Origin of the sequence: Citrobacter sp. Igbk 16, from assembly GCF_028069755.1 — a bacterium.
In the GTDB taxonomy this organism is placed as follows: domain Bacteria; phylum Pseudomonadota; class Gammaproteobacteria; order Enterobacterales; family Enterobacteriaceae; genus Citrobacter.
Genome location: NZ_JANEWJ010000004.1, coordinates 107652 through 133192 on the forward strand (window position 1 = coordinate 107652; position 25541 = coordinate 133192).

At 52.6% G+C, this 25541-nt stretch carries 19 protein-coding genes and 2 pseudogenes; 6 read left to right on the top strand and 15 right to left on the bottom strand.

The annotated features are described in order from the left end of the window. Positions 1-3: 3 nt before the first annotated feature. From NNO03_RS04620 to tssB, 10 genes are all read right to left on the bottom strand, one after another. Positions 4-2625 carry a T6SS effector BTH_I2691 family protein gene (locus tag NNO03_RS04620; RefSeq protein WP_271448942.1) on the bottom strand — a complete coding sequence of 874 codons (2622 nt, stop codon included), beginning with the start codon at positions 2623-2625 and terminating at the stop codon, positions 4-6. A gap of 13 nt (positions 2626-2638) precedes the next feature. After that, positions 2639-3490, bottom strand: coding sequence for a DUF4123 domain-containing protein (locus tag NNO03_RS04625; RefSeq protein ID WP_271448943.1), 852 nt, complete (start codon positions 3488-3490; stop codon positions 2639-2641). 11 nt (positions 3491-3501) lie between these two features. Further along, positions 3502-5874, bottom strand: coding sequence for a type VI secretion system Vgr family protein (gene vgrG, locus NNO03_RS04630; RefSeq protein ID WP_271448944.1), 2373 nt, complete (start codon positions 5872-5874; stop codon positions 3502-3504). Next, positions 5867-8500 carry a type VI secretion system ATPase TssH gene (tssH, locus tag NNO03_RS04635; protein ID WP_271448945.1) on the bottom strand — a complete coding sequence of 878 codons (2634 nt, stop codon included), beginning with the start codon at positions 8498-8500 and terminating at the stop codon, positions 5867-5869. The genes vgrG and tssH overlap by 8 nt, the downstream gene beginning before the upstream one ends. A 175-nt stretch (positions 8501-8675) precedes the next feature. Continuing rightward, positions 8676-9167, bottom strand: coding sequence for an Hcp family type VI secretion system effector (locus NNO03_RS04640; protein ID WP_271448946.1), 492 nt, complete (start codon positions 9165-9167; stop codon positions 8676-8678). 14 nt (positions 9168-9181) lie between these two features. After that, positions 9182-10885 carry an OmpA family protein gene (locus tag NNO03_RS04645; protein WP_271448947.1) on the bottom strand — a complete coding sequence of 568 codons (1704 nt, stop codon included), beginning with the start codon at positions 10883-10885 and terminating at the stop codon, positions 9182-9184. Further along, a complete protein-coding gene (gene tssL, locus NNO03_RS04650; RefSeq protein WP_271448948.1) occupies positions 10882-11547 on the bottom strand; it encodes a type VI secretion system protein TssL, short form in 666 nt (221 codons plus the stop codon). The genes NNO03_RS04645 and tssL overlap by 4 nt, the downstream gene beginning before the upstream one ends. Continuing rightward, positions 11544-12881, bottom strand: a complete 1338-nt coding sequence (gene tssK / locus NNO03_RS04655) for a type VI secretion system baseplate subunit TssK (RefSeq protein ID WP_271448949.1) — start codon at positions 12879-12881, stop codon at positions 11544-11546. Before tssK ends, tssL begins: the two co-directional genes overlap by 4 nt. A 12-nt stretch (positions 12882-12893) precedes the next feature. Next, complete coding sequence (gene tssC, locus NNO03_RS04660) at positions 12894-13703, bottom strand: type VI secretion system contractile sheath large subunit (RefSeq protein ID WP_271448950.1); 810 nt, start codon at positions 13701-13703, stop codon at positions 12894-12896. A gap of 17 nt (positions 13704-13720) precedes the next feature. Next, positions 13721-14215, bottom strand: a complete 495-nt coding sequence (gene tssB, locus NNO03_RS04665) for a type VI secretion system contractile sheath small subunit (protein WP_271448951.1) — start codon at positions 14213-14215, stop codon at positions 13721-13723. Between the two features lie 737 nt (positions 14216-14952). Here tssB and NNO03_RS04670 point away from each other — a divergent pair. Continuing rightward, positions 14953-15084 (top strand): annotated as a pseudogene (locus NNO03_RS04670) (AlpA family phage regulatory protein); the annotation flags it as partial. Further along, positions 15073-16003 (top strand): annotated as a pseudogene (locus NNO03_RS04675) (hypothetical protein); the annotation flags it as partial. The pseudogenes NNO03_RS04670 and NNO03_RS04675, both read left to right, overlap by 12 nt. A gap of 120 nt (positions 16004-16123) precedes the next feature. Here NNO03_RS04675 and NNO03_RS04680 read toward each other — a convergent pair. The 3 genes from NNO03_RS04680 to NNO03_RS04690 all read right to left on the bottom strand — a co-directional run bounded on the left by NNO03_RS04680 (position 16124) and on the right by NNO03_RS04690 (position 18771). Next, complete coding sequence (locus NNO03_RS04680) at positions 16124-17149, bottom strand: AbrB family transcriptional regulator (RefSeq protein WP_271448952.1); 1026 nt, start codon at positions 17147-17149, stop codon at positions 16124-16126. A gap of 75 nt (positions 17150-17224) precedes the next feature. Next, positions 17225-17434 carry a 4-oxalocrotonate tautomerase family protein gene (locus tag NNO03_RS04685; RefSeq protein WP_271441843.1) on the bottom strand — a complete coding sequence of 70 codons (210 nt, stop codon included), beginning with the start codon at positions 17432-17434 and terminating at the stop codon, positions 17225-17227. 149 nt (positions 17435-17583) lie between these two features. Beyond that, positions 17584-18771 (bottom strand): MFS transporter, encoded by a 1188-nt coding sequence (locus tag NNO03_RS04690; RefSeq protein WP_271448953.1) that lies wholly within the window; start codon positions 18769-18771, stop codon positions 17584-17586. Between the two features lie 107 nt (positions 18772-18878). Here NNO03_RS04690 and NNO03_RS04695 point away from each other — a divergent pair, with 107 nt between their 5' ends. From NNO03_RS04695 to NNO03_RS04710, 4 genes are all read left to right on the top strand, one after another. Beyond that, a complete protein-coding gene (locus NNO03_RS04695) occupies positions 18879-19751 on the top strand; it encodes a LysR family transcriptional regulator (protein WP_271448954.1) in 873 nt (290 codons plus the stop codon). Positions 19752-19986: 235 nt separating this feature from the next. After that, complete coding sequence (locus NNO03_RS04700; protein WP_271441840.1) at positions 19987-21024, top strand: extracellular solute-binding protein; 1038 nt, start codon at positions 19987-19989, stop codon at positions 21022-21024. Beyond that, positions 21008-22696, top strand: coding sequence for an iron ABC transporter permease (locus tag NNO03_RS04705; protein ID WP_271441839.1), 1689 nt, complete (start codon positions 21008-21010; stop codon positions 22694-22696). The genes NNO03_RS04700 and NNO03_RS04705 overlap by 17 nt, the downstream gene beginning before the upstream one ends. A 10-nt stretch (positions 22697-22706) precedes the next feature. Further along, positions 22707-23396, top strand: a complete 690-nt coding sequence (locus NNO03_RS04710) for an ABC transporter ATP-binding protein (protein WP_271448955.1) — start codon at positions 22707-22709, stop codon at positions 23394-23396. A gap of 23 nt (positions 23397-23419) precedes the next feature. Here NNO03_RS04710 and ldtA read toward each other — a convergent pair whose 3' ends face one another. Together ldtA and cobT are read right to left on the bottom strand one after the other, a co-directional pair. Beyond that, positions 23420-24346 (bottom strand): L,D-transpeptidase, encoded by a 927-nt coding sequence (gene ldtA / locus NNO03_RS04715; protein WP_271448956.1) that lies wholly within the window; start codon positions 24344-24346, stop codon positions 23420-23422. Positions 24347-24465: 119 nt separating this feature from the next. Further along, positions 24466-25530, bottom strand: coding sequence for a nicotinate-nucleotide--dimethylbenzimidazole phosphoribosyltransferase (gene cobT / locus NNO03_RS04720; protein WP_271448957.1), 1065 nt, complete (start codon positions 25528-25530; stop codon positions 24466-24468). Between the last annotated feature and the right edge of the window lie 11 nt (positions 25531-25541).

A 25541-nucleotide genomic window follows, 5' to 3' on the forward strand; every position in this document is an offset into this window, starting at 1 on the left:
ATCTTATCCCACCTGCATAATGTCTTTTAGACTCTGCATTTCAATCTGAAGGGTCTGATGAGGCTCAGGGGGAAGTCCCTCCGGTGTTACTCCCCACATTGTTTTCTCCAGCCACTGCTGCAATTCATTGGTCTGTTTCCAGGAAATATAAAATGCTGCAATCAGAAGCACCGCCACCATTATCCATCCCAGAGTAAGACCAATAACTTCAGCACTTGCTCCAACAGTAATCAATGTCCGACTTCCTACACGCCAGCCTATTCTTCCCAGAACTCTTCCCAACCACTTCCAGTTAATAAACGGTGCAAAAGCCAAATAAGTTCCAGACACCGCCGACGCCCCATAGGAAAAAGCCAACCCTTTACGCTTACTATTCCATTCTTCTTGAAAATGAACAGCATCATAATAAGCCGCCACCAGCCCCCCTGCAGCCCCCAGGAAACGCCCAGATGCAGCAAACCATTTTGCAATTTTTTCCGCCGCTGAGCCGGGAAACGCGGCCCCCAGTTTATTAAAACGAATTATTGCCGACTCTATCGTTCCGGCTGTTGTTCCCGTTAATGACAGTGTTCCTGCCCAGAAGCGATTTCTGGCTTCCTGCTGACTTGCGGTTACAGGCTTATGGCTAAAATCCATATTTACCCATAGCGATGCTGTTTGCAATGCCATTGAGACCACCCCAAGCGCCAAAGGAACGCTTTGTTTGATTGAACTGAATCCCGCGTTGATATGGTTCTGCCAGCGAGCAAATAATAGCCTGTCAACGTCAGCTTCAGTGCGTAAGGATTCATTCAGGTGATACACACGTTGACTTTCAGGTAGTGCAGCCAGTTCATTAAACGTATCCATATCAACGGAGGCGATATAATGACGCTCACCGTTCCCAGAAAGAGGCATTCCATCAATGCCAAGCCGACGGACTTCCCATCTGACGTACATACGCAGAACATCTTCTGTACTGTCTCCGGCAATCCCGGCATTTCGGCCCAGCACTCTGACAACGTCTTCAATAAAATCAGCTTCACTCCCTATACGGGATACAGGAATAAATGCGCGTCGATCAGTGACCGCCATCATGCCAAATAATTGATAACATAACTGACTTTTTGCCGCTGTCTGCAAAATTTGTGAGAGGCAGCCAATGATGCTCCCCAAAAAGGTACCAAGATAACCTGCGGCGGCCTCCTGCATCTTGCCAAATGTATCTTTAAAAGCATCCGCAAACCCATTCCAGGGCTGGGCCCACAAACTACTATTATCCTGAACCAACGCCCCCAGATGCTCTGACAGTTTATCCTGATTAAACACCAGCGCGCGCATCAAAATATTATTGTAATCATTAGACTTCATTTTCAACTGCTCGGTGAAATAGCGCAGTGTCAATGCTTTATCTTGCATACCAACAATACAATAACCTACTGTCTGTATATAATCGAATCCGCTCTGAATATCGGCCACGTCAAAATTGCACTTAAAGTAGCCAGTCGCCACTTCACTTTTGAACCAATCCAGGTACATCTCGGTTGTCGGAACGACGACTAATTTATCGTAGGAATTTACCTCTTCATTAAATTGCTTAATAAATTGTTTAAGCTGTTTTTCATCATAATGCGCCGCATAGGTCTGCCATTCTTTCTCAACCTTACTGTTCAGGGTGGCATCTAAGTCATCATTGCGCTGTTTTGCAAGTTCCGGGGAAGGCAATATATCCAGACCTTCACGTGTTTTTGTTCCGAGTTTCTCACTCATGGAGGTGAACTCTGTGTCTGCAATCATGTCCCGTGCCATTTGACGGGTCATCGACTCCTTTAAGCCAATCAGTGTGGAAGCTAAAGAATATTTCCAGACATATTTCTCATTGCCATAAAGGTCCCGGGTAGTTTGATATGACAGTAGTGATGAAATCTCCTGCATTATTGCAACTGGATCCTGAAGCACTAAAATTGCCCCTTTACCCGGCATTAATTTCTCAGCGGACTGAATCAAATTAGTCGCGCCAAGTGGGAAGGGTTGAAAATATGACGCCGAGTAGTCCTTAATTTCGGCATAAGCTGACATTGTGCTATACTCGGCAACAACATCAGTTAACTGGGAAAGAGCTAATAGCTTTTCCCCTGAACCACTATTTAGCCATCCATCCATATCAAATCTTTGCATCATTTTTTGACGGACAGCAGGATCTTCATATTTTGTCCTTACCGCAGGCGTCCACTTGTTTTGCGACCAGCCAAACCAAAATACGCCATTTTTCATTGGCGGCGGCATTACAGGTAACGTAATTAATGAAGCTCTTGCCAGCTCCTCTGGCTTAGTAATACATGGCTTCATTTCACCACTTAACAATCTTGGTGGCACATCACCACATCCAGGCAAAGGATAATAATAACCTTCATCCGTCACATAATAATCTTGCCACCGATTAATCATTTCATCATAGACATGAAGGTAACCTTCTCTCAATAAACGCCCTGTATATGCAGAACGACCACGAGGAGCGATGGAAGGTGAGATATTTTCAGGTAAATGTGGAATATTATCATGACTATCTGCAATACCTGGCCGTACAGGTAGAATTGGTAACCCATAACGACTACAAAAACCACACCCCTGATTATTTTCACTCATAATTATTTTCCTTTTATCTTTCCTGCTGAAACAGAAGTTTCTGCCATTCAGCATCACTCAGACTTTTAATCTTCCGGAAAAAAAAGCCAGGCGTTTTTTCTGCATATCTTAACCATTCCTGGATTATCGGAATGTGCAAAAAATCGGGCTTGCGGGTTAAACTACTACAGGCAAAGGCAATAAGGTCATTGTCATGTGTAAGACCCAGACTCAGCCCCTGACTCACCAATTTTTCAATACGCTGACTACAATTTCGACGCTCTGCAATATCAGTAATAAATGGAATCTCCATCAATACTCGATTTATTAACCCTATATTTTTTAAGCGTTCAGCAGAAAAAACTGCTTCATATTCAATGGATGTGTGAGTTACTTCTGAAGGATGACATACCAGAGTATGCCATTGACCTTCAATCCAAAGCGTCCAGTGTGATACCTGTCGGACAGGAATAAGCTCCATTAATTGTCTGCATGTAAACATCCAGGAAAGATGGAACAACACACGAGGGTCGTAATATCGAAGAATATGACGCCGGTGATGCTCATCAGTAAAATGCATTGCTTTGATAAGCAAACTACGTATTTCAGAGACCGTGCGATCGCTTTTGATTAGTAAAGTGCATAACGGAGGTATTTCAGGGGATTGTTCCTGCCTCAGTTCTGTCATAAGCATATTCCAGTCACCAGCATTCAATTCTTTCAATGCCAGTAACCAGGGATAAAGATGTGCCTGAGGTTTCAGCATGGGTGAAACCATTTTCAGCACCGGCCATGATTTATCAATATCTGGATGCTGAACTCTGTCAATAATCGCAAAATCATGCTGACTTAATGGCAGTGCGTCTCTTAAAAAGTCATTTTTCATACCAATCCCTTTTAGCTTAACGGTACTGTCGCATCACCATGGTTTGAGGCCTCCGTTACGGCATTTTCACATGCCGTAAACTCAGGGAATGGTGCCTGTTGGGTCGCTGGCCCTGCATAATCAAAGTCAGCACTCTTGACATAAAAATGCCCACCAGTTCCATTTTCAATTTTGTCTGGCGAAATCGTCACGTAGGAGCCACCACACTGAAGAGTGATCTTTTTCTGTGCGGAGATAATGATTTCATCCTGCGTGCTGGTGATGGTGATACCCTTCATCGCCGTCATTTCCATCGCGTCGGTCTGCGCCTGAATGGTCACTCTTCCTGCCGCAGCGACCAGTTTCATACCCATTTCATGAACAAATGCCACCAGGCCGCGTTTTGCTGCAAGCACCATTCGTCGCAAGGAGGATACTTCTGTATTGCCTCCCGCCGTCATTATCTGGCTACCATTAGCACTGAACTGAATATGCTGAGGAGTGGAAAGCGCAATTCCGCCAGGCGCTCCTGCAACGATTACAGGTTGCTTAAGGGTATCGATATTTTGTTGCAGAAAATTCTGCTGGGTACTGTTATCCAGTGGGTCAAGCTGCGCCGTTTGTAACAACCCCGACAGCGACTCTGCAAGTGACAACGCATCGGAGAGTTGTTGCTTAATCTCATCCATACTCAGTTGCTGACCAGCCACTTTAGGCTGGGCTTGCGCTGTCACCAGGAGCCCTTTTCCACCACGAACAGCCACCCAGTCATCGGTGCGCAACTCCGCCCCCTCACCGCGCTGTTTCTTCTCGCTGTCCACCAGATGGCCGAGGTTCAGCTGGCTCTTGCCGCCGTACTCCGTACTGACCTTGATATGCTCCTTCCCGCGCGTGTCATCGAGGCGGATTTTGTTGTTCGCCGGAGTTCTCAGCACGTTACGTTTGTAGTTGTAAATCGTAACGTGGTCGCCGTGCGCCGAATCGTGCAGCACACCCGCGATATACGGACGGTCCGGGTCACCCTGCTCAAAGGCTATCGCCACCTCGGTGCCCGCCAGCAGCGGCAGGTGCAGGCCGTAGGTGTCCCCGGCGTAGGGACGGGACTGGCGCACCCACAGGCTCTCCTCGCCCGGCTGCCAGTGGTCGCGGTCAAACAGCAAATTGACTTTATAGCGCCCGTCGCGGTCGATATGGCCGTAGATATCGTTGGTTTTAGTACTGGTCACTCTGGCCGGAAGCGTACCGGCCATTTTCGGTTTGTCGCCCGGTTCCGGGCGGAAGCAGTAATCTTCCGAATACGGAATCGCGTGAAAAGTCACTTCAAAGCTGCGGTCACGGCGGGCGCGGCTGTGGATTTTCGTGATGACCACGCCCTGACGGAAGGTGTCAGTGACCTCCTCGCCGCCCGTCACCTTCAGCTCCTGGCCAGGCGCCAGCGTTGCACAGTTGGTTTCGCCATTCAGCTGCGTCTGGCGGTTCAGATAGCGCTCATGACGAATACGGGCGTAAAACGCCCCGCTCTCCGGCTCCGGGTCGCGCTGGTCGCTGTTCCCCGGCGTCAGGTAGTTGTCCGCCCAGTGATATGCCTCGCCATAGGCGGTGCTGTCGCCCCGGCTGACATCGACGCTGAGGTTCATGTCTTCCGGCGCATTACGGTAGTTATAGTCGCGGGTAAACACCGACTGCTCCACCACGTTATGATGGCTCTCCAGCGCCCACACCGATTCCCTGCCGCTGTCATGCTGACCGGAGGGCGGCACTGACGGCAGAGACGTCCCTTGTTCGAAATAACGCTGGTCGTCGTAAAATTCCACCACATCGATATTCAGCCGGGTGTCGGCGGTGATTTTGTACCAGATACCCACCTCCGCCAGCAGGCGGGAGATAAAGGTCAGGTCGTCCTCGCCGTACTGCATCACCTGCTCGCGGCGCGGATACTCGTTTGCCAGGGTGAAGACAAAATCCTCGCCGCGCATATCGTGACGGGTTCGGAGGATGTGCTCGACAATATCCGGCACCGACATATCCTGGTAAATCCGGTTCTGATGGCTGCGGGAGAGCAGCGCCAGACGCGGCTGCAGGGTCAGTGAATAATGAGTTTCATCCTTCGAGGTGGACAGCCGCTCAAAGCCGGTGACCACACCCTGAAGCGTGCGTACCGGCTGCTGTACCTTTATGCCGTAACCCTGGTCAACGGGGGCCACCAGAGTCAGCGACGCATCCTGCATCAGCATCTGCTGCGGGGTGACTGCCTTGTCCGTACTGGTGAATTCAATGGTGTACTTAAACGGTTTGCTTAACGCTTCGTGGCCTTCAAAGCACAGTACATCCAGTAATGATTCGCAGCCGCGTACTTTCAGCAGATTATGGCTGTGACTGAACATCAGGGATTTTGCGTCACTCATGGATTATTTCTCCTTCGTCCAGGGCCAGCACAATGCCCTCGTTGTCGTCCCAGCCGAGAGTCAGGTGCTGCGGTTTCTGCCCGGCCGCCATATGGCTTAACAGTTGCTGACTTAAAACAGGCAAAATCTGCTGGTTCAGCAGGCTGTCGATGTTGCGCGCCCCGGTATCCGGCAGCAGGCAGGCAGCGGTCAGTGCATCGTACAGGCTCTCACGGATATCGGTCTTCATACCGTAGTGGCGCGCCAGACGTTGACTGACCTGATTCAGCTTCATCTGTACGATAGTGCGCATCGCCGCCTGTCCCAGCGGGCGATAAATCACCGTCTGGAAGCGCGCCAGCAACGCGGGCTGGAAATGGTCGCGCAGGACCGGGCGCAGCAGTTCATGCAGGTCCGCTTCTGTCGCTTCTGACTGCTCACCGGTGAGTTGCATCAGGTGGTCACTGCCAAGATTGGAGGTCATCAGAATCACGGTATTACGGAAGTCGATTTCCCGCCCTTCGCCGTCGCGCATAAAGCCCCGGTCAAAGACCTGATAAAACAGATTCATCACGTCACGGTGCGCCTTTTCCACTTCATCCAGTAGCACCACGCTGTACGGGCGTTTGCGCACCGCTTCGGTGAGAATGCCGCCCTGTCCGTAACCGACGTACCCCGGAGGGGAGCCCTTTAGCTGGCTGACGGTGTGCGGCTCCTGGTACTCGGAAAGGTTAATGGTAATCAGGGCTTTTTCGCCGCCGAACAGTTCGTCGGCCAGCGCCAGCGCGGTTTCAGTTTTACCGGTGCCGCTCGGGCCGGTCAGCAGAAACACGCCCTGCGGGCCATTCTCCGGCGCAAGGCCGGTTTTACTGGCTCGCAGACGCTGTGCGATGGCGTTCAGGGCAGTATCCTGCCCCACCACCCGTTTGCCGAGGTTCTGTTCGAGGCTCAGCAGTTCCGTCTGTTCATCCTTCATCAGTGAGGAGAGCGGCACGCCGGTCCAGTCGGCGATAACGGTGGCGACGGTGCGCGCATCAACGTCGAGGCCCAGCAGCGGGTTATTCTGCTGAATGGCAGTCAGCTGATTTTGCAGGTCTGCGATTTCCACCTGGCGGGAGATATCCGCGCGGCAGGCGAGCAGGGATTCTGTCAGTTTCCGCTCTTCGCCGTACTGTGTTTCCAGCGCATCGAGTTGCAGTACAATGCGGTTTTCCTCCTGCTCGATGGCCGCCAGACGCTCACCGTGGGCAGCGTTGCCCACCGCAATATCTTCCAGCAGTGCCTGTTTTTCCATCTCCAGGGCAGTCATCTGCGCTTTCTGGCGGGTCAGCGGCTCCGGCACGGTATCAAGGCTCATCCGCACGCGGGCCGATGCGGTGTCCAGCAGGTCCACTGATTTGTCCGGCAACTGGCGTCCGGTGAGGTAACGTCTGGAGAGAGTGACCGCAGCCCTAACCGCCTCATCGCTGATATGCACGCCGTGATGCTCTGCATAACGGGACTTCAGCCCACGAAGCATCAGGCAGGCGGTGTCATCATCCGGCTCATCCACTTTCACCATCTGGAAGCGGCGTTCCAGCGCGGCGTCGCGCTCGAAGTACTGTTTGTACTCACTCCAGGTGGTCGCGGCGATGGTGCGCAGTTCACCGCGCGCCAGCGCCGGTTTCAGCAGGTTGGCCGCATCCGCGCCGCCTGCCTGGTTGCCCGCGCCGATGATGGTGTGGGCTTCGTCAATGAACAGCAGCACTGGCGTGGGCGACTGCTGCACCGCCTCAATAATGTTTTTCAGCCGCTGCTCGAATTCACCTTTGACACCCGCACCTGCCTGCAGCAGGCCAAGGTCGAGGGTACGCACACTCACCGTTTTTAACGCGTCCGGAACGTTGCCTTCTGCAATTCTGATTGCCAGCCCTTCGACAAGGGCGGTCTTGCCGACGCCGGGTTCGCCCACCAGAATCGGGTTGTTCTTTCTTCGGCGGGAAAGAATATCCACCATCTGGCGGATTTCGTTATCGCGGCCAAACACCGGGTCGATTTTCCCCTCGCGGGCACGGGCGGTAATATCCTGCGTAAAACGGTTGAGCACCGCCAGTTCCGGGCTTTCCGGTTCAGCATTGTCGGACGGCGGTTCAGCGGCACGACCGACAAAAGCCACATCGCCGGTCAAGTTCCCTAGTTCATTTTCATCCGACTGAGCATCCAGCAGTCCACGCAGACGCTCCAGTTGCGCTATCCCCGTGCTGGTCAACGGCCATAATCCGTCGCACTGCAACAATACCGGACTCTCCACGACAGCCATCAACAGATGAATACCCCGGATTTGGGGATGCGCCTCCACGGAAGCATACAGCCACGCCTGCCGGAGCAGTTTTTCCAGCCTGTCCGACAGTTCAGGACGACTGCGCACAGAACGCGGCAGCCGCTCCAGAAAGGTCAGCAAATCCTGCCATATTGGCTCCATATCCCACTCGTAACGGCGGGCGATAACCGTCACGTCGCCTTCCCCCAGTTCCAGCAGTTTAAGCAACCAGTGTTCCGGCAGGATTGAAGCATGGGCCCGGGTCTGGCACAACGATGCCGCCGCCTCCAGCGCCTTCGCGCAGTAAGGGTTAAGACGTCGTAACAGAACGGCTGAATGGTGTTCCATGTTGATTTCTCTTGTCTGGTCGTGTTCAGGCACGCTACCGCCCGTGGCCGTTAACCGATGCCCATAAGGTGAATAACAAAAATGCTGTAATGGCTTTGCGTAACGTCCGCTGTACAGGCGTTATGCAAAGAGCAGATAAAGAAAGCGGGCAAAGAAAACCCTGCCCGCTGTCCGCTTACGCCGTGGCGCGTTCGTTCCAGCTATCGGAATGAATGATGTTGCCGTCTTTGTAAGTCCAGGTGATTTTTTCGTAGCGCAGATCAATCTGTTCCAGATGGTTGTGCTTCTCTTTCGACGGGTCCTTGATGTCGTGCATCACCGCATTCACCCTCACCACCTTGACGTTTTCCAGTTTGACGTTGAAATACTCAGCTTCCTGCCCGGCATCGTTGATTTTGTACCACTTGAATTCGGCGGACTTCAGGGTCTGACCGGTGGTCACCGCCTTGTAGAGATACGGGCTGGAGGAGTCGATCTCTTTGGTGAACAGGAACGGCGTGTGGATACGCGTACCGGTCAGCTTGCCGGTGTTGTTGTCGGTCGGGATGTACAGATCATGTTCCTGCTCAACGACTTCAATGCTGCCTTCACGATCCTTGACGTCCACAGACCCTTTAATGTCCGCACCACCATCGTCTTTCAGCCATAGATAAATAGGAATTGCCATACTTAAGTCCTCGGTTACTTTTTATTGATGTCGCCGTTGACGGCGACGCTATGTGGAGCCGGGGCCATACAGGCGTCCGCCTGCGGCACCAGACTGATTTCGACACGGCGGTTCAGAGCCCGGCCTTCCACAGTGTCATTGGTGGCGGCAGGACGACTTTCTCCATAGCCCTGTACCGCAAAACAACTCTCCGGCACATCACCGGTGTCGCGCATCCAGTCACGCACCGATTCGGCGCGTTTCAGGGAAAGTTGCTGGTTGAATTTGTCATCGCCGGTGTTGTCGGTGTGTCCGCTCACTACAATCAGCCAGCCGGGCTTCGCCTTAATGCCGACCAGCGCATTCACCAGCACTCTGGTGGAGCCGGGTTTCAGTTGCCATTTTCCGGTATCGAACAGCGACATGCTGTCGAGGCGCACCGTCTGCGGCCTCTGTACTACCTGCTTAATCACCGGAGGAGGTGGTGGCGGTAGCACATAAGTCTTAATCGCTGCGAGCACCGCCGGACGCAGCCGTTCTCCCCGGTACAGACCCAGCCCGTAACGCAGCGGCTCGCCGTTACGCGACCAGTCATTGAGCAATGCCGCGTCATTACGCAGCACTGCCACCGCGTTTGCCTTAGGGGCGGCGTCCGTCATCGCAATCCGGTAATACTGCGCAACATCAAAGGAGAGCCGGTGTAGCAACTGGCGGTTGTTCCACGCGCTGCTGCACAGGGCACCCAGCACGGCGAAGGTGAACAGGCAGAACGCCCGGTGCAGGAAACGGCTGCGCGGCGTGATGCCGCCACCCTGCGGCAGGAGTGGCAGAATAAAATCCGGGAATGGCGTATCGTCCGGTGATGATGAACCGGGCAGCCACCCCGGAAGCGACGTCAGGGTGGTATGGCGGGCCAGCCAGCGCGACCACAGAGAGTCCGGCATTACTGGTACGGCAACTGACGGTGTCTGGTGGTACAGCACCATCGCAGGCACAGCTGACGGCATATCCGGCGATTCTGCAGTCAGCGCCGGTAATACCACCTCCGCGATAAAACGGGCTTGAGCGTTTATCCGTACCTGAGCACTTGTGCGGGAGGCGGTATCATCCTGCGATATCCAGCGACTGACGCTGCACGGAGCCTCATCTGCCTGCCAGACCTGTGGCGCTTCCTCCGCCCGCAGCAACTGCCACAGCGTCTCCGTAACCGACGCACCAGCGACCAACGCGGTCAGCAGCAGAGGGATATTTATCCCGGTATCGCGTCGTACCTGCGCAAGCTGCCAGCGCAGCTCGTGCAGCCGTGCCGTCAGCACCGCCTCGTCGTCATGCTGCTGCGGGCAGACACAGACCATCACAGCCAGTTGCGCAGCCAGTTCCGGACGCTCCTGGAGCAGATGGCGTACCGTCTGTTGCAGCTGCGCAGTGGAAACTCTCAGCCAGCAGCCCTGCGCGGTACGGTAAACCGCACCCTCCCCCGGCCAGTCAGGCGTGTCGCCACAGACCAGCACCACAGGCAGACGGTACGGCGCTTCCGGCAGGTCGTTCAGCCCGAGCTCACCCTCCGGTAATCCACCCGGACGACGCCCGGCAGAAACCAGACCGGCAATCACAACTGTCATTATCAGCAGAATGGCAAAACCGCGTTCACCGGCAGTCAGCGGCAGGAAAAGCAGACACAGCAGGGCGGCGAGCAGCCCGCCCCACAGCCATAACAGACGCGACCCGCGCAGACTCATTTTCCGGCTCCCAGCAGCAACGAGGTCACCAGCCCGTCAAGCCAGTGATTCAACCCCAGCCACAGCACCGCCACCAAAATGGCGGACAGCCCGATGCACACCGGCCAGTGGCGTAGCCATTCACGCAGCCCGTGACTTCCTGAAACTGGAGCCAGCAACGGCCTGTCCTGCACAAAATCAAACGGCGGCACGCGTTCTGCAAGCGCCCGGACAAGCTGCTCGCGAGTCGGGTCTTTCAGCGAACAACTGCCTTTAAAACCCAGCATCAGCACCCGGTGAAAACAGGTGAGTACCGCCATATCCGGCGTGGGCTCGCGCAAAACCTGACGCATCCGCTCGTACAGTTCGTCGCCCGCATCCATAGAGCCAAAGTATTTCACCTGTAGCGGGCGGTCATACCAGACGATACAGGCATCATCCTCACCTTCACGCCCCTTGGCGGTTTCATCCAGCAGCGCACACCAGGCATAGAGAATGTGCTGACGGCTGGCCTCGCTGACATCCGCCTGTTCGAGCTGTTTCATCACCCGTTCAATGTCGTCCACGCAGCGTTGCCACAGCACGTCCCCTTCGCCTTCAGCGAGCTTTGCCCCATAACTCAGCTCGGTGACCGTCAGCCAGGCATCTGCCAGCAGGGTGTCAGTATCAATATCCGTTTTCATGAACGCAGCACCGCCCACAGCTCAAGCTCCGGCTCGCCCAGCAGACCGGGCACATAAAACACGCAATGCCCTTCCGCCAGCATCGCCTGCGCCGCCGGGTGGGTCATATCCAGGGTAAAATACTGATTCTCCAGCCGCAGCGGAATGGCCGCCGGAACATGCGTCATGGCCTTCAGCGGTACGCCCCGCTCAGAGCTGTTGACGATACGGTCAACCTCGTCCGGGCTGCCGGTCCGGCACTGCGCCGGAAACTGCTCCAGCAGTTGTGCCACCGGCAATGCAGAACGTACCGAGAGATAAAAATCGGCCTCTTCCCGTAATCTCGGGTCGTGCAGTCGGGCGTGCCAGCGCTTGCGCCGGTCGTCACGCTCAAGCGCAATCGCCACCACCCTGGACGGCAGGCTGGCTTCCAGCAGCACCTCCAGCAGGGCAAACAGCGGCGGAAAGACCTCCGTCAGATGCTCATGGCGGTATACCGGTATATCGGCAGTGGTATGCTCAAGGGAAAAGGTCAGCAGACTGCCCGCCAGTCCCGCCAGCGCCTGGTACAGACGTTCGGGATGCACCTGTGGATGAAGCATGAAATGGCCCAGCACCGGCTCCGCGCTGTTGAGCGCATTCAGCAGCCAGAACAGTGACACATCCGCCACCGCAAAGTCGGCCATCCGCTCGTTACTCTCGCGACGCATCGCCATCAGGCGTTTCAGCCGGTTGCGTAGCTGCTCTGTCAGTTGTTCCAGTTGTTCCGTCAGCCAGGGGCTCGCCTGCACGCCAAGCAGTGGCGGGATAAAGGCACTGTCCTGCGACCAGTTCCCCTGGCTGTCACGAAACAGGCGGGCTACCGGGACGGTCTGGTAATTACCGTTATTCTCATCCGCCGGGCGCAGAGTCAGTTCCGGCTGCATCACCGCCATCTGGCGGCTGTCGTCACCATAACGGTTACGCACCTCCCGCCAACCGAGACGCCAGCGCACCGGACGTTCCGCTTTTTCCTCCGGTTGCAGGCAGTTGCCGCCATTTTCATGTTCATGGGGCAATGCCAACACCACCGTCAGTTCGCTGCGATCGGTCAACGTAAGGACGGATGGCAGAGGATCGGAATTGTCGGTATCGATAAGCGTGCCATCGGCAAAACGCACGCACAGATGACTGGCCTTCAGTTTCCCCTGTTTCAGCAGCGCAGTATCAAATTCCGCATTCTGTATTCCCCAGGGATTCATCGCCCCCATCCGCGCAATGCTCTCTGCAGACAAGGTGGCAAGCGCCGCCTGTTGCTGAAAATGCTGCGGCGAGACCATCTGGCCCCGCCCCCACAGTGGTCGTACTGTCTTCATCGCGCCTCCGCCTTACGCTTTCGCCTTCGGCATCTGCGACACCAGTGACAGATTCACGTCCATCCCTTCCACCTGGAAGTGCGGCACTGCGTACAGTTTCACGCGGAAGAAACCCGGGTTGTCCTCGATATCCTCAACCACCACTTTCGCATCGCGCAGCGGATGAGATGCCTGCAGTTCGTCGCCCGGATCGGTCATCTCGGTCACCAGACTGCGCACCCAAGTGTTGAGTTCCAGTTCCAGCAGACGACGGTCCTTGATGGTGCCGATGTTTTCGCGCTGAATAAGTTTCAGGTAATGGGCGATACGCGACAGCAGGAAGATATACGGCAGACGCGCGTTAATACGACTGTTGGCGGTCGCATCCGCAGTGTCATAGAGCACCGGTTTCTGGGTGGAGTTCGCCGAGAAGAAGCACGCGTAATCGCGGTTTTTGTAGTAAGAGAGCGGAATAAAGCCAAGATTAGCGAATTCAAACTCGCGGGTTTCCGGGATCATCACCTCAGAGGGAATTTTCACCTGGTTGCCGGTGTCCAAATCGTAAAGATGGATCGGCAGATCCTTCACGGCACCACCGGCCTGCGGGCTCGATTTGCGGATGCAGTCCATAAAGACCTGCACCCCAGCGGTGATACGCTCGTTCGCATCTGCTTCCGCCATCGCTGCCTCATCCAGCCAGGTCTTGATATCACTCAGGTGTGAAGCCGGTTTCAGGTTGATTTTTTCAAATAAAGAAGCGTAAACGCCCCCTGCTTCCGGACGTTCCAGCACAACGGTTTCGCCTGCAGACGAGGCATTTTCATTCTGTACAGACATCAGCATCTTCCTTATTTTATCCGTCAGCCTTTTGGCGCAAGCGCGGCGATTTCGCCACGCAGTTCATTACTCAACGCCGGGTCACGTAGAATCGTCTGCAGCTCTTTGCGGAACGTGAAGTTATCGAAAAGGTTAGATTTGAGATCGCGCAACAGGCTGCGCATGGCGAGAAGTGCCTTCATTTGTGGGATCTGTCTGGCTACCTGCTCCGGTTCAAAATCTTTTATATTTTTAAAAGTAAGCCGGATATTTTCTTCGCTTTTATCTCCGGCCAGAGTATTCTTGACAGCAATATTTACCGACGGATTAAATTTCGCTAACACACTGTTGAAATTATTCTTATTAATATCCACTTCTTCCCGTTCAGACAACGGACGCTGCTCCAGACCATTACTGAAATCCCCCGTAACCAGTAATTTCAGCGGCAGTTCCACCTTCTTCTGCCCATTATCTGCATGCAGGTCCAGTTTGATGTTAACGCGTGCTTTCGGTATCTCATTCTGAAACGAACTTGCCATATCCACCTTCTTCCTATCAGATGTTCAGCTGTCATCACTGACACGCTTTTATAAATCGCATTATGGATTAAGTCACTGCAAAATACTGATGATTAAGATCAATAACCTTAAACTAAGCAATTATTCAGAATTTTACCCCAAAGAAAAGGACGATGGCAGGCACAACAAACAGAACGAGACCAGGGAGGCAAACAACATGCGATTTCAGCTAAAAAGGCTGCCTGTGCACAGAATGGAAGCTGAACTTCCGGAAAAGAATATTCCTCACAGGAAATATTTCAATGTTGAAAAAAATAAAAAGAGTGTTCATACCTGAACAAATGTGACGCAAAGCCGCGCCATATCTGAATAAAAGCAGCACAGTCCAAAATAAGACCAATTAATTTTTAAGAATAAGACCCTGAAATATTCACAATAGTAATTAATTATTTGCATACACTTTTTCTTCAGCAACAAAACTCTTTCCTGAAAAATAAATAATTCTGGAATCACGATAAAAATGCCTTTTACATTTACATGATGTATGCAAATCACACCTTACATTGCCATGTCTCTCGTTACTGCTTTTCAGCAGCAAAAAAACATTCACCCAGCGAATACAAAATCAAATATGCAACACCTTACTTTAATTCCCATACTGGAAATTCATTTAATTCTTTTTTTCAGCGCTGACTGCCGAGTAATAAAGCTCTCCCCATCCGACTGAACCGGAGAGACTGATGGCACCGTAACATTTACTGCGCATAAAACAGGTTGAGGCCAGAACCGGACTCCACCGCTCACAAATCTACGCATGGATGAACGAAGGCCATTTTCCGCAGTCAATTAAGATAGACCCTGCCAGGGTGGCATGGCTTGAAAATGAAATGCGTGGTTCACTGACATTCATCGAACGTACGCCTGGAGTCTGTCGCGCCAGAGAGTTCTATCAGCGCACTTCTGCTGTTGTGCTGTCACAAACCCAACTGGTATAGCGATTACGTGACGATGGTTTTCCGGTTACGCAGTGGGGTATCAGTAAAATGGAGTCAGCCGTCGAACTGCTGTTACCTCACATCCCGGATGTACTGAGGGATAAAGCGTCATCTGGCCCGCCTGTTCGAGGGAAAATACCCGGCATGGCTGAAACAAATGAATCCTGCTGCACCGGAGGACTTTCAGCATTTCAGTCTTTCTTCCCTGCCCCATCGCCAGTTAGCCGCTCTGGCTGATGCAGGAGAAATGCTGTCACATCAGCCAGACAATCTGGCCCAGCTGGAACTGCACATGCATGACGAACCCGATGTGCAGCAGGAAGAGAACCTGATTAACCTTTGAGCTGATATCGCAACACTCCGGAAACAATGGCAACGGGTCATCCGGGCACAACAGGTTACAACGCAGTATCAACAACATTACCCCGAAGGTAACTGATGTGACATTTTGCGTAAACGCTTCATCAGGAAACATCGGGAAATGTTTGAACCTGCTATCGGCTATCTCTGGCAGGAACAACTGAAGCGAAAAATTGAGACGGAAGAGGTACTGACTCACTGGCGGGCTCTGATGAGTCATCGCCGCAGTGCGGACTACTATCGATGGCTGGATAAGCTGGATGAATTCTATCGCGCACTGTCACTGGTGTATCCGGTAATGGCAACCAAACTGATCTCCGCATGGGAAGTGGCGGGTTATCGTAAACTTGATGAACTCAAAGGGCACAAACCCTGGCGTCTGGCACTGTGCGATAAAGCGGGCATGATTTCGCTTGAATCTCTGATGCCACTATTGATTCGCAGCGAGAAAGCGTTTGCTCTCAAAGCTATTTTTGAGAAATTATCACTTGAACTCAACACGTCAAGAATTAAGCATGGATTAGGTTTACGCATATTAAAGCATCAGGCCAGGCTGGCTTTCGTCTGCAGATTGTTAATCTACTCTCATCTGTCTTTTTCGAAATAGAACCATTGCAGGTACGGTATGAATCAGCAGCATACGAATAATATGGTTAGCCATAACAAAACTCGCGTCTGCTTTTAACGCCAGCGCTGCAAATGACATCGATTCCACGCTGCCAGGCACCCAGGAGAGCATTAACACCGGGAAAGGATAGTCCAGCAAACGCGCGGTGATAGATGCCATGAATACCGTCACCCCTACCCCTATCAAGACAAGCTGAACCGATGACCAGAGATGACGACCAAATTCAGCCATCGAAAACGTCGTAAAATGGTGCCCCAGCACGATCCCCATTAACACCATGCTAAGCTGGTTAAAAAGATCGGGAAAAGTGAGCGGTTGCGAGGATAACGTGTGCAACGCCGCCGCGCAGATCAGCGAGGTGATCATATAGGGCGCCGGAAAATGTAAGCGCGCCAGGAATTTCCCCGTTATATATCCTGCTACTACCATTCCCGCTAACCACAGCAGATTGTGGCCGGAGAAAAAAACGGCTGGAGTCGATGCCAGAACATCTGTGGATGCGCCACGGGTGAAATAGCCGGCCAGAAACGTCAGGGTAATGAGACGCAGAGAATGCGAGATAACAATCTTTTGTGGCGGAGTCTTAATATGGGAGGCCAGCGCCAGTACCGCCGCCATCGCTCCGGGCACCGCACCCAAAAGCGCCTCTTCTTTACTCCAACCCAACCGCCGCACACACCAGAAGTAGCTCAAGGTAAATTGTAAAGATAAGCAGAGTAATAACAGAGCAAAAAAAAGACGGAGCTGATGATGTTCACCATATGAAAAATCCCTAAACATCATCCCGATTGAGATACCGAGAGAAAGCTGGATAACCGTTATACTCCCCGGCATTGAGGCTACGGAGATCCCAACCCGCTTAAGTGTAATTACGGTAAAGAGGGCACCAAACATCATACCCAGTGGAACATTACAGAACGTGAATCCCTGCCCGACAAGAAAACAGAGGATAATACCTGCCAATACTCTCATCGACGCCCTCTCCAGGCCGATTGCTCAATCACAAACTGATATCGGGCGTGGAACCCACGTTCCCCGCCATCAGATTCACCCTTTACTGGCTTTTTTACGCAATTCAGTCACCGGTACGCCTCCAATCCCCCAGTTATCGGTTTCGACTTCGTCAATAACCACAATAGTTGTATTGGGATTTTTGTTAAGCACATCCACCAGTAACTGAGTTACACCTTCCATCAGCTGTTTCTTTTGTTTATCGGTAGCACCTTCTTTGGTGATCTTAATATTTACGTAGGGCATAGAAACTCCTGTAAACCAGATAATTATGGGAAATGCGCACAGATAGAACAGCACACACGTTAAACGGCAGAACAGAGTCATAATGCTTTTGAAAACGAGTTCTGCCGGAAGAACTATTAAGGACACTAGCTGAAGTATAACTATTGTCATTATTTTCTAAAATAACCAGAATATTTAACTTTGTTGTATTGTAAATAACTCATCGCTGCGGCGATAAATAACGAGGCGGCCCCCAGCAATATGGAGTAAGTCATTCCATTTTTATTATTCTGAAAGACACTGACGACTAATGGGCCAAGGATCTGCCCCACCCCATATGTCAGCGTAACAAGACCGAGGAGATTAATCTTTTGGGGTGCGCTTATTTTTCTAGCCATCGGCATGACTAACGAGCTTGTACCCATAAATGTGCCACCAAATCCAATACAGCTAATGGTTAACAGCAGTGGCGAGTTAATAAATATGGCCATGACTACGCAGATCGCTTGCACACTTAAGTTAACGCTCAGGCAGGATAATATATTCCATTTGCGAGCAGCCCATAGCCAGCCATAGCAGCCAGGAATAACGGCAAGACCGACAATAGACCAGATATGGTCGGCTAAAAAAGTGTTGCCAACACTCCGGGCCATTAACGGCAAATACGTGGCGACAATGATATAACCGAACCCCGCCAGGCCATACAGTAAGGCTAAATTCCACCACTGGATATCCGACTCCGCGCCTGCGGCAGCTTTTACTGGGGGGATCATATGTTTATCTTTCGGCAAAAGCATCGTCAGTATGACGAAAAGTATCGCTGAAACGATGGCTGCGCCAATCCACAACACATGTGAATTTAAGGCGTAGGATACGCCAGCAATGACATATTCATTGCCGATAAATATGCCCATTCCTACGCCCGAAAACAAAGAGGCGATAACAAAAGGGTTATGGGTATGCTGCAGGACCAGCATTGAACCAAATATCATCATTCCCGCGCTTGCCACACCGGCGAGGAACCTGATTAACAAAACAATTTCTGGCTGGGTCACTTTTGCCATCAAAAAAATCAGCATGACGGTAAGTAGTGCTGAGGCCAGTAACGACACTCTTAATTTATTGACCGCGCTAAAAATACCAAAAGAAAAAAGGAGGCTGCCAACAAGGTAACCTGCGTAGTTGGCGCTGGCAATTATCGATAATTGTGAAAAAGTGAGCAGTCCTTCATGAAGCATAACCGGGAGCATAGGCGTATATAAAAAGCGCCCAATGCCCATGCCTAAGGTCAAGACGATCATACCAAATACAGCAGTACGCAACTGACGGAGGCCAATAGCACTGTGATCGAGATCCATATTTTGGCCTCAAAAGACGAATTAAGTTTGATTGTTATCTTACACAAGGAAATGATAATAAAAAGTTAATAAAAATGACGAAAACATTCACTTTGAGTGATGCTTCTATGAACAGTACCTCTCTGAATTTGTTTAAAACGGTGGCGGAAACGGGCTCCATATCCGCTGCTGCACGCAGTCTGCACTGCGTTTCTTCGAATGTTACAACCCGCCTTAAACAGCTGGAAGCCAGCCTTGATGTCTCTCTGTTTGTGCGCGAGAAAAATCGACTCTACATTACCCCTGAGGGCGAGCTGCTTCTGCGCTACGCCAACAAAATTCTGGCGTTGCTAGAGGAAGCGGAATTGTCGATGCTGGGAACAAAAGTGGCAGGGCCATTGCGTATTGGTGCAATGGAAACGACCGCAGCAGTACGTCTCCCTTCGATCCTGGCGAATTTCCACCGCGAAATCCCTTCCATTGAGTTAAACCTGAAAACCTCCCCTACTGAGGCGTTGGTGCAACACATTCTGAACAATGAACTGGAAATCGCATTCGTTGCCGATCATCAGGGGCTGCATATGGAAAATTCGCCCCTGCAATCACACGTGTTATGTCAGGAAACGCTGGTACTGGTAACGGCGGCAGAGCACCAGAATGTCATTACTGGTGCTGACCTCCAGGTGACAAGACCGCTGGTCTTTGTTAAAGGATGTAACTATCGCTCCCGCCTGGGAGAATGGCTGCACCTACAGGGGGTCGATTACGCCGATCCTCTGGAATTTGGCTCTTTTCAGGCGATCCTTGGCTGTGTGAGTGCCGGGATGGGGATTGCGCTGTTGCCGGAGAGTGTTGTCAGACAGTATGAGAATAACTTCCCTATCCGCAGCCATACGATTACGCCACAGATAGGTAAAGTGAACACCATGATGATATGGCTAAAAAGCCGCGAAGTCAGCCGGGTACTTAATCGCTTTGTCTCGTTTATTACACAGGCTTAAGTGATTGCATCTGGTAACGCCAGGCAGACGGCAAACCTGTGTATTCATGGATGCTAAATATCTTATCCATAACAGGGACAGGCACTTCACACCGTTGATTAAAGTTATGTAAATGTAAATTATTTACACTTTGCAATGATTGTAATTGCTAGTGATTATCATTTATTGTACGCAGGCAAAAAAATGAGCCCCTGCTCGGGTCACTGTACGTTCCAATTACGCTGGGATATAAACGATGAATGCTCTGCCTCGCACTGGACTGCGCCGTATCACGCTTGCTTCTGCTCTGATCCTCTCTGTCAGCCTGCCGGCTTTCGCCCAGGATGCGTTAACGCTGTATACCACCCGTGAACCGGGCCTGATTCAGCCCCTGCTTGATAGCTGGACGAAAACCAGCGGTATAAAAGTCAGTACGGTCTATATCAAGGATGGCATGCTTGAGCGTGTTAAAGCGGAAGGTAAAAACTCCCCTGCCGATCTGCTGATGACCGTTGACGCCGGGAACCTTATCGATTTAGTCGAGGCGGGTGTGACACAACCCGTGGAGTCAGAAGCACTGAAAGCGGCGATTCCGGCCAATCTCCGCGGTGCAGATAACCAGTGGTTTGCGCTGTCAATGCGTGCGCGTGTGTTGTACGCCGAGAAGTCAATGCCAATCGATAACTGGCATTACGAGCAACTCGCCAACCCTGAGTACAAAGGTAAAGTCTGTATCCGTTCCGGACAACACCCGTATAACACTGCATTGATTGCCGCCATGATCGCGCATCACGGTGAAGCAAAAACGGAAGAATGGCTGCGTGGCGTGAAAGCGAATCTGGCACGTAAAGCGACTGGCGGCGACCGTGACGTTGCCCGCGATATCCTCGGGGGTATTTGCGATATTGGCCTGGCGAACTCCTATTACGTCGGCCATATGAAAAATGCCAAAGAAGGCAGCGATGCACGTCAGTGGGGCGATGCAATTAAAGTCGTTAAACCAACCTTTGAAAATGGTGGCACGCACGTCAATATCAGCGGCGCTGCAGTAGCACGCTATGCCCCCAATAAAGCCGATGCCGTTAAGCTGATGGAATATCTGGTTTCCGCACCTGCCCAGCAACAGTACGCGAAAGCGAACTTCGAATACCCGGTACTGAAAGGTGTCACTCTCGACCCAGTGATCAACGCGACAATTGGTGAGATCGACGTCGATAAAATTCCGCTAACCGAAATCGTGAAATACCGTAAACAAGCAAGTCTGCTGGTAGATAAAGTTGGATTCGATCAATAAACTTCTGCAGTTTCCGACGTTACGCGGCCTGGTTTCCGGGCCGCAGTCATTATTAACGCCGTTGCACCTTGGGGCGCTTTGCATTGCGCTTGGCGTCCTGACTCCCATCATTGCGCTTATCTGGCAAGCTACCCAGTCGGATTTATCGCACTGGGACAATCTCATTACGTTTGTGCTACCTGCAGCATTAAAAAATACCGTGCTGCTGTTAGCCGGTGTTGCCGTGTTGGTTGGCGTGATTGGCGTAGGCAGCGCCTGGGCCGTCACAGCATGGGACTTTCCTGGACGTAAGATCCTCAGTTGGGCGTTGCTGCTGCCGCTGGCGATGCCAACCTACATCGTCGCCTTTGCCTGGCTCGATCTGCTGCATCCGATCGGCCCTCTGCAAACCTTTATCCGCTTCCTGCTGGGCTTTGACAGTCCACGACAGTTCCGGCTACCGGATTTGCGCTCGCTTGCCGGCGCGATTATTTTGCTCGGTTTAGTGCTCTACCCTTACGTCTATCTGACGACCCGCGCCACCTTTATCAGTCAGCCGGCCCATTTACTGGAGGCTGCCCGCACGCTGGGATGTAGCGCTACCGGGACGTTCTTCCGTGTCGCCCTGCCAATGGCGCGCCCGGCACTGGCTGTCGGCATCAGCCTGGCACTTCTGGAAACGCTCAACGATATTGGTGCATCGGAGTTCCTCGGCGTACAAACGCTAACCGTTACCGTCTACACTACGTGGATCTCTCGCTCTGATTTATCCGCCGCTGCACAAATCGCCTGCATGATGCTGATGTTTATCTTCTTCATTCTGACGCTGGAATTTTACGGACGCAGAAAGCAAGGATTCAGCAGCCGCAGCCTGCGGGAAATCCAACCTACTCGCGTGCACGGCTGGCGTGGCTGGCTACTTGGCGCTGTCATTTCGCTACCCGTTATATTGGGCTTTGTGGCCCCGGTTCTCTTTTTGATGTGGGAAAGTGCCAAACGCTTAGGGGACACGAGCCCACTGTCCGCCTCGTTGCTTTCAGCATTACAAAATACGCTCTTGCTGGCAGCAGGCACCACGCTGGTGGTGATTTGCGTCAGCTTGCTGGTAGCCTGGAGCGCACGCCATAGCGCGGCAGACAACGCGATGCCAGGCTTTCGTCGTGGCGTGATGCGTCTGGCCTCCCTCGGTTATGCGGTGCCCGGAACGATTCTGGCGATTGGTTTTTTGCCCCCAGCGATGGCTGTCGATCGTTGGCTGGCCGACTTACTGGATATTCGCGGGTTACCGCTGATGTCTGCCGGTATTTTGTTGGTCATTTGCTGCGCGATGCGCTTCCAGGCAATTGCCATCGGTGCACTGGACTCCGGTCTGGGCCGCATTCCGCCGTCACTCGAACAGGCTTCACGCTTGCTCGGCGAAAACGGTGCCGGAACATTTGCCCGCGTTCATTTTCCGTTACTGCGTCCGGCATTAGTGAGCAGTGCATTGCTGGTTTTTGCCGATGCGATGAAAGAACTGCCAACAACGCTGCTGTTGCGCCCGGTAAATTTCGAAACACTGGCCACTCTGCTGTATGCAGAAGCCGCCCGCGGAACCTATGAAGAAGGCGCGATTGCCGCGCTGCTGATTGTTTTAGCAGGTACACTGCCCGTTATATTGTTGGTGCGTCACCAGATGACTCGCCGTGGTTAAGAGAGCAACAATGTCAGAAATCGCATTACGACTCCAGGACGTGCACGTTGCCTACGGCAACAGCCAGCAACCGGTCCTGACCGGATTCTCAATGTCGGTACGCAAAGGGGAAATTGCTTGTCTGCTTGGCGCTTCAGGCTGTGGGAAAACAACGGTATTGCGTGCAGTTGCCGGTTTTGAACGACTGCAGTGTGGAGAGATCTATGTCTCAGAGCGCCGTATCGCTGGCCCCGGCGTTCATTTGCCGCCGGAAAAACGTCATGTCGGCATGGTCTTTCAGGAATACGCCTTATTTCCCCATCTGACCGCACAACAAAACGTGGCCTTCGGTTTACGGCGTATGCCACGTGAAGTGCAACAGGCCAGAGTGACGGAGCTGTTGAAAATGGTGGAATTGCACAGTCATGCTAACCATTACCCTCATGAGCTTTCTGGTGGGCAGCAGCAGCGCATCGCGTTAGCCCGCGCGCTGGCGCCACACCCAGAAATTTTACTGCTGGATGAGCCCTTCTCCAGCCTGGATAAGCGCACACGCGAACGCCTTGGTAATGAGGTTCGGGATATTTTACGGGCTGCCGGCCAGACCGCACTGCTGGTTACCCACAGCGAGCATGAAGCTCAGTTGATGGCGGACCATATCGGTTTTGTGAAAATGGGTCAGTATCAGCTTAAAAAGGCGGCCCACCATAGCCAGGGCTAAGAAAGAGCCGCGTGGTGACATCGCTAATGTGTCTGCATCAGACTGATATTCACCGGCATCCCGGAACGGCGTTCCAGTGCCTGATTCCCACGATTTACATCCACGTCATTCCCGCTGATAAAAGTACGCAAAACGGGGGTGACGGGCAGCGGAACCTTTCTGTCAGATTCATATTCGGAGCGATTGCGGGACAGCGGTTCATGAACTTCAACCCAATGGCTACCGTCTGGCTCGGTGCTGAATTTTATCGGTCGGTCAATAATCTGAACACGCGTGCCAACCGGCACAGTATCAAACAGGTATTTGATGTCGTCATTACGCAGACGGATACAGCCCTGGCTCACGCGTAGCCCAATACCGAAGTTGGCATTAGTACCATGAATGGCGTACAACCTGCCGATATAGATAGCGTACAATCCCATCGGATTGTCTGGCCCGGCAGGCACAAACGCCGGTAAGCTTTCCCCACGAGCAGCATACTCCCGCCGGGTATTTGCCGTGGGCGTCCAGCTTGGTGCTTCCTGTTTACGTTCGACCGCCGTGACCCAGTTGCGCGGAGTTTCTCTTCCGGCCTGCCCAATACCAATAGGTAACACCTCTACCGTATTAGCACCCTCAGGGTAATAGTAGAGCCGCATTTCTGCGACGTTGATGACGATGCCTTCACGTACGGTATCAGGCAATATTAATTGTTGTGGCACCACCAGTGTGGAACCCGGCTTCGGCAGAAATACATCCACACCAGGATTGGCTTCGAGCATGTTGCTCAATCCCTGTCCATACTGTGCGGCAAAAGCCTCCAGGGGCTGAGTGTTACCAGCGGGAATTGTTATCGTCAGAGGGCTTCCCACCAGACGGCTGCCCTCAGGAGGCAATGGGTAGCTCACCGCCTGCGATCCCTGACTCGCGAGCAGCATAACAAAAGCACACAGCAGTTTTACACGACGCATCTTTTTCCTTTCCTTCGTCGCAACATATATCCGTTAAGTATAGCTTTTTTGTCTGTTTTAGGGGGTTACGACGAGAATGCACATAAAAAGCCCCGCCATAAAGCGGGGGTCGTGAGCGGCTACGCTTCTTTGCCATCCGGTAATACAATATTACTGGCAGCTAACTGCCCCATATTGCTATACATCGCGCAGGCAGCTTCAACAATGGGCATCGCCAGCGCGGCACCACTGCCTTCGCCTAAACGCATTCCCATGTTGAGATACGGCTCCAGTTCCAGGTGCGCCAGTGCAGTACGAGCGCCCTTTTCGGCGGAGAAATGCGACGGGATCAGATAAGGTTTAATCTCCGGCGCTATCTGACAAGCAGCCAGTGCCGCCGAATAAGACAGGAAACCATCCAGGATGACCGGCAGACCGCAAGACGCCGCACCTAACATCACCCCCGCCATACCGACAAGATCAAAACCACCTACTTTTGCCAGCACATCAATACCATCACGGCTGTCCGGCTGGTTGACGGCAATGGCCCGGCGAACAACATCGACCTTATTTCCTACCCTTGAGAGCGGAAGGTTAGCACCAATACCCACCACATCCTCTGCATCGCTACCGGTTAACACACTGACAATCGCAGCCGCAGGCGTGGTGTTTGCCATGCCAAGCTCACCGACGCCAAACAACGTCACACCATCATCCGCCAGCTCTCGGGTATACCGAATCACTTCCAGCAGCAACTCTTCTGCCTGTGAGCGGCGCATTGCCGGCCCTTGTGCAATATTGCCGCAACCGCGCGCTACGCGCATGTTCACTACGCCAGGAATGAGTTCAGCGTCAATTCCCACATCAATCACATGCACCTTTGCACCAGCCTGAGCGGCCAGCACGCAGACGCCGGTCGTTCCATGCGTCATATTAGCCGCCTGAATCGCCGTCACGATCTTAGGCGAAACAGCAACACCTTCATCCCACACGCCGTGGTCGGCGCACATCACCAGCATCGCTTTCCCCCCGACATGCGGCACGCCTTTCAGGCCTGGCATACCGGCCAGTTGCACAGCGAGAGATTCGAGTCGCCCAAGGCTTCCCGGCGGCTTAAGCAGGCCATCAATATGTTGCTGCGCGCGCAACATTGCAGCGCTATCGGGTGAAGGGATCGCGTGAAGTAAAGAGGATAAAGTCTGCATAAGGGTTCCAG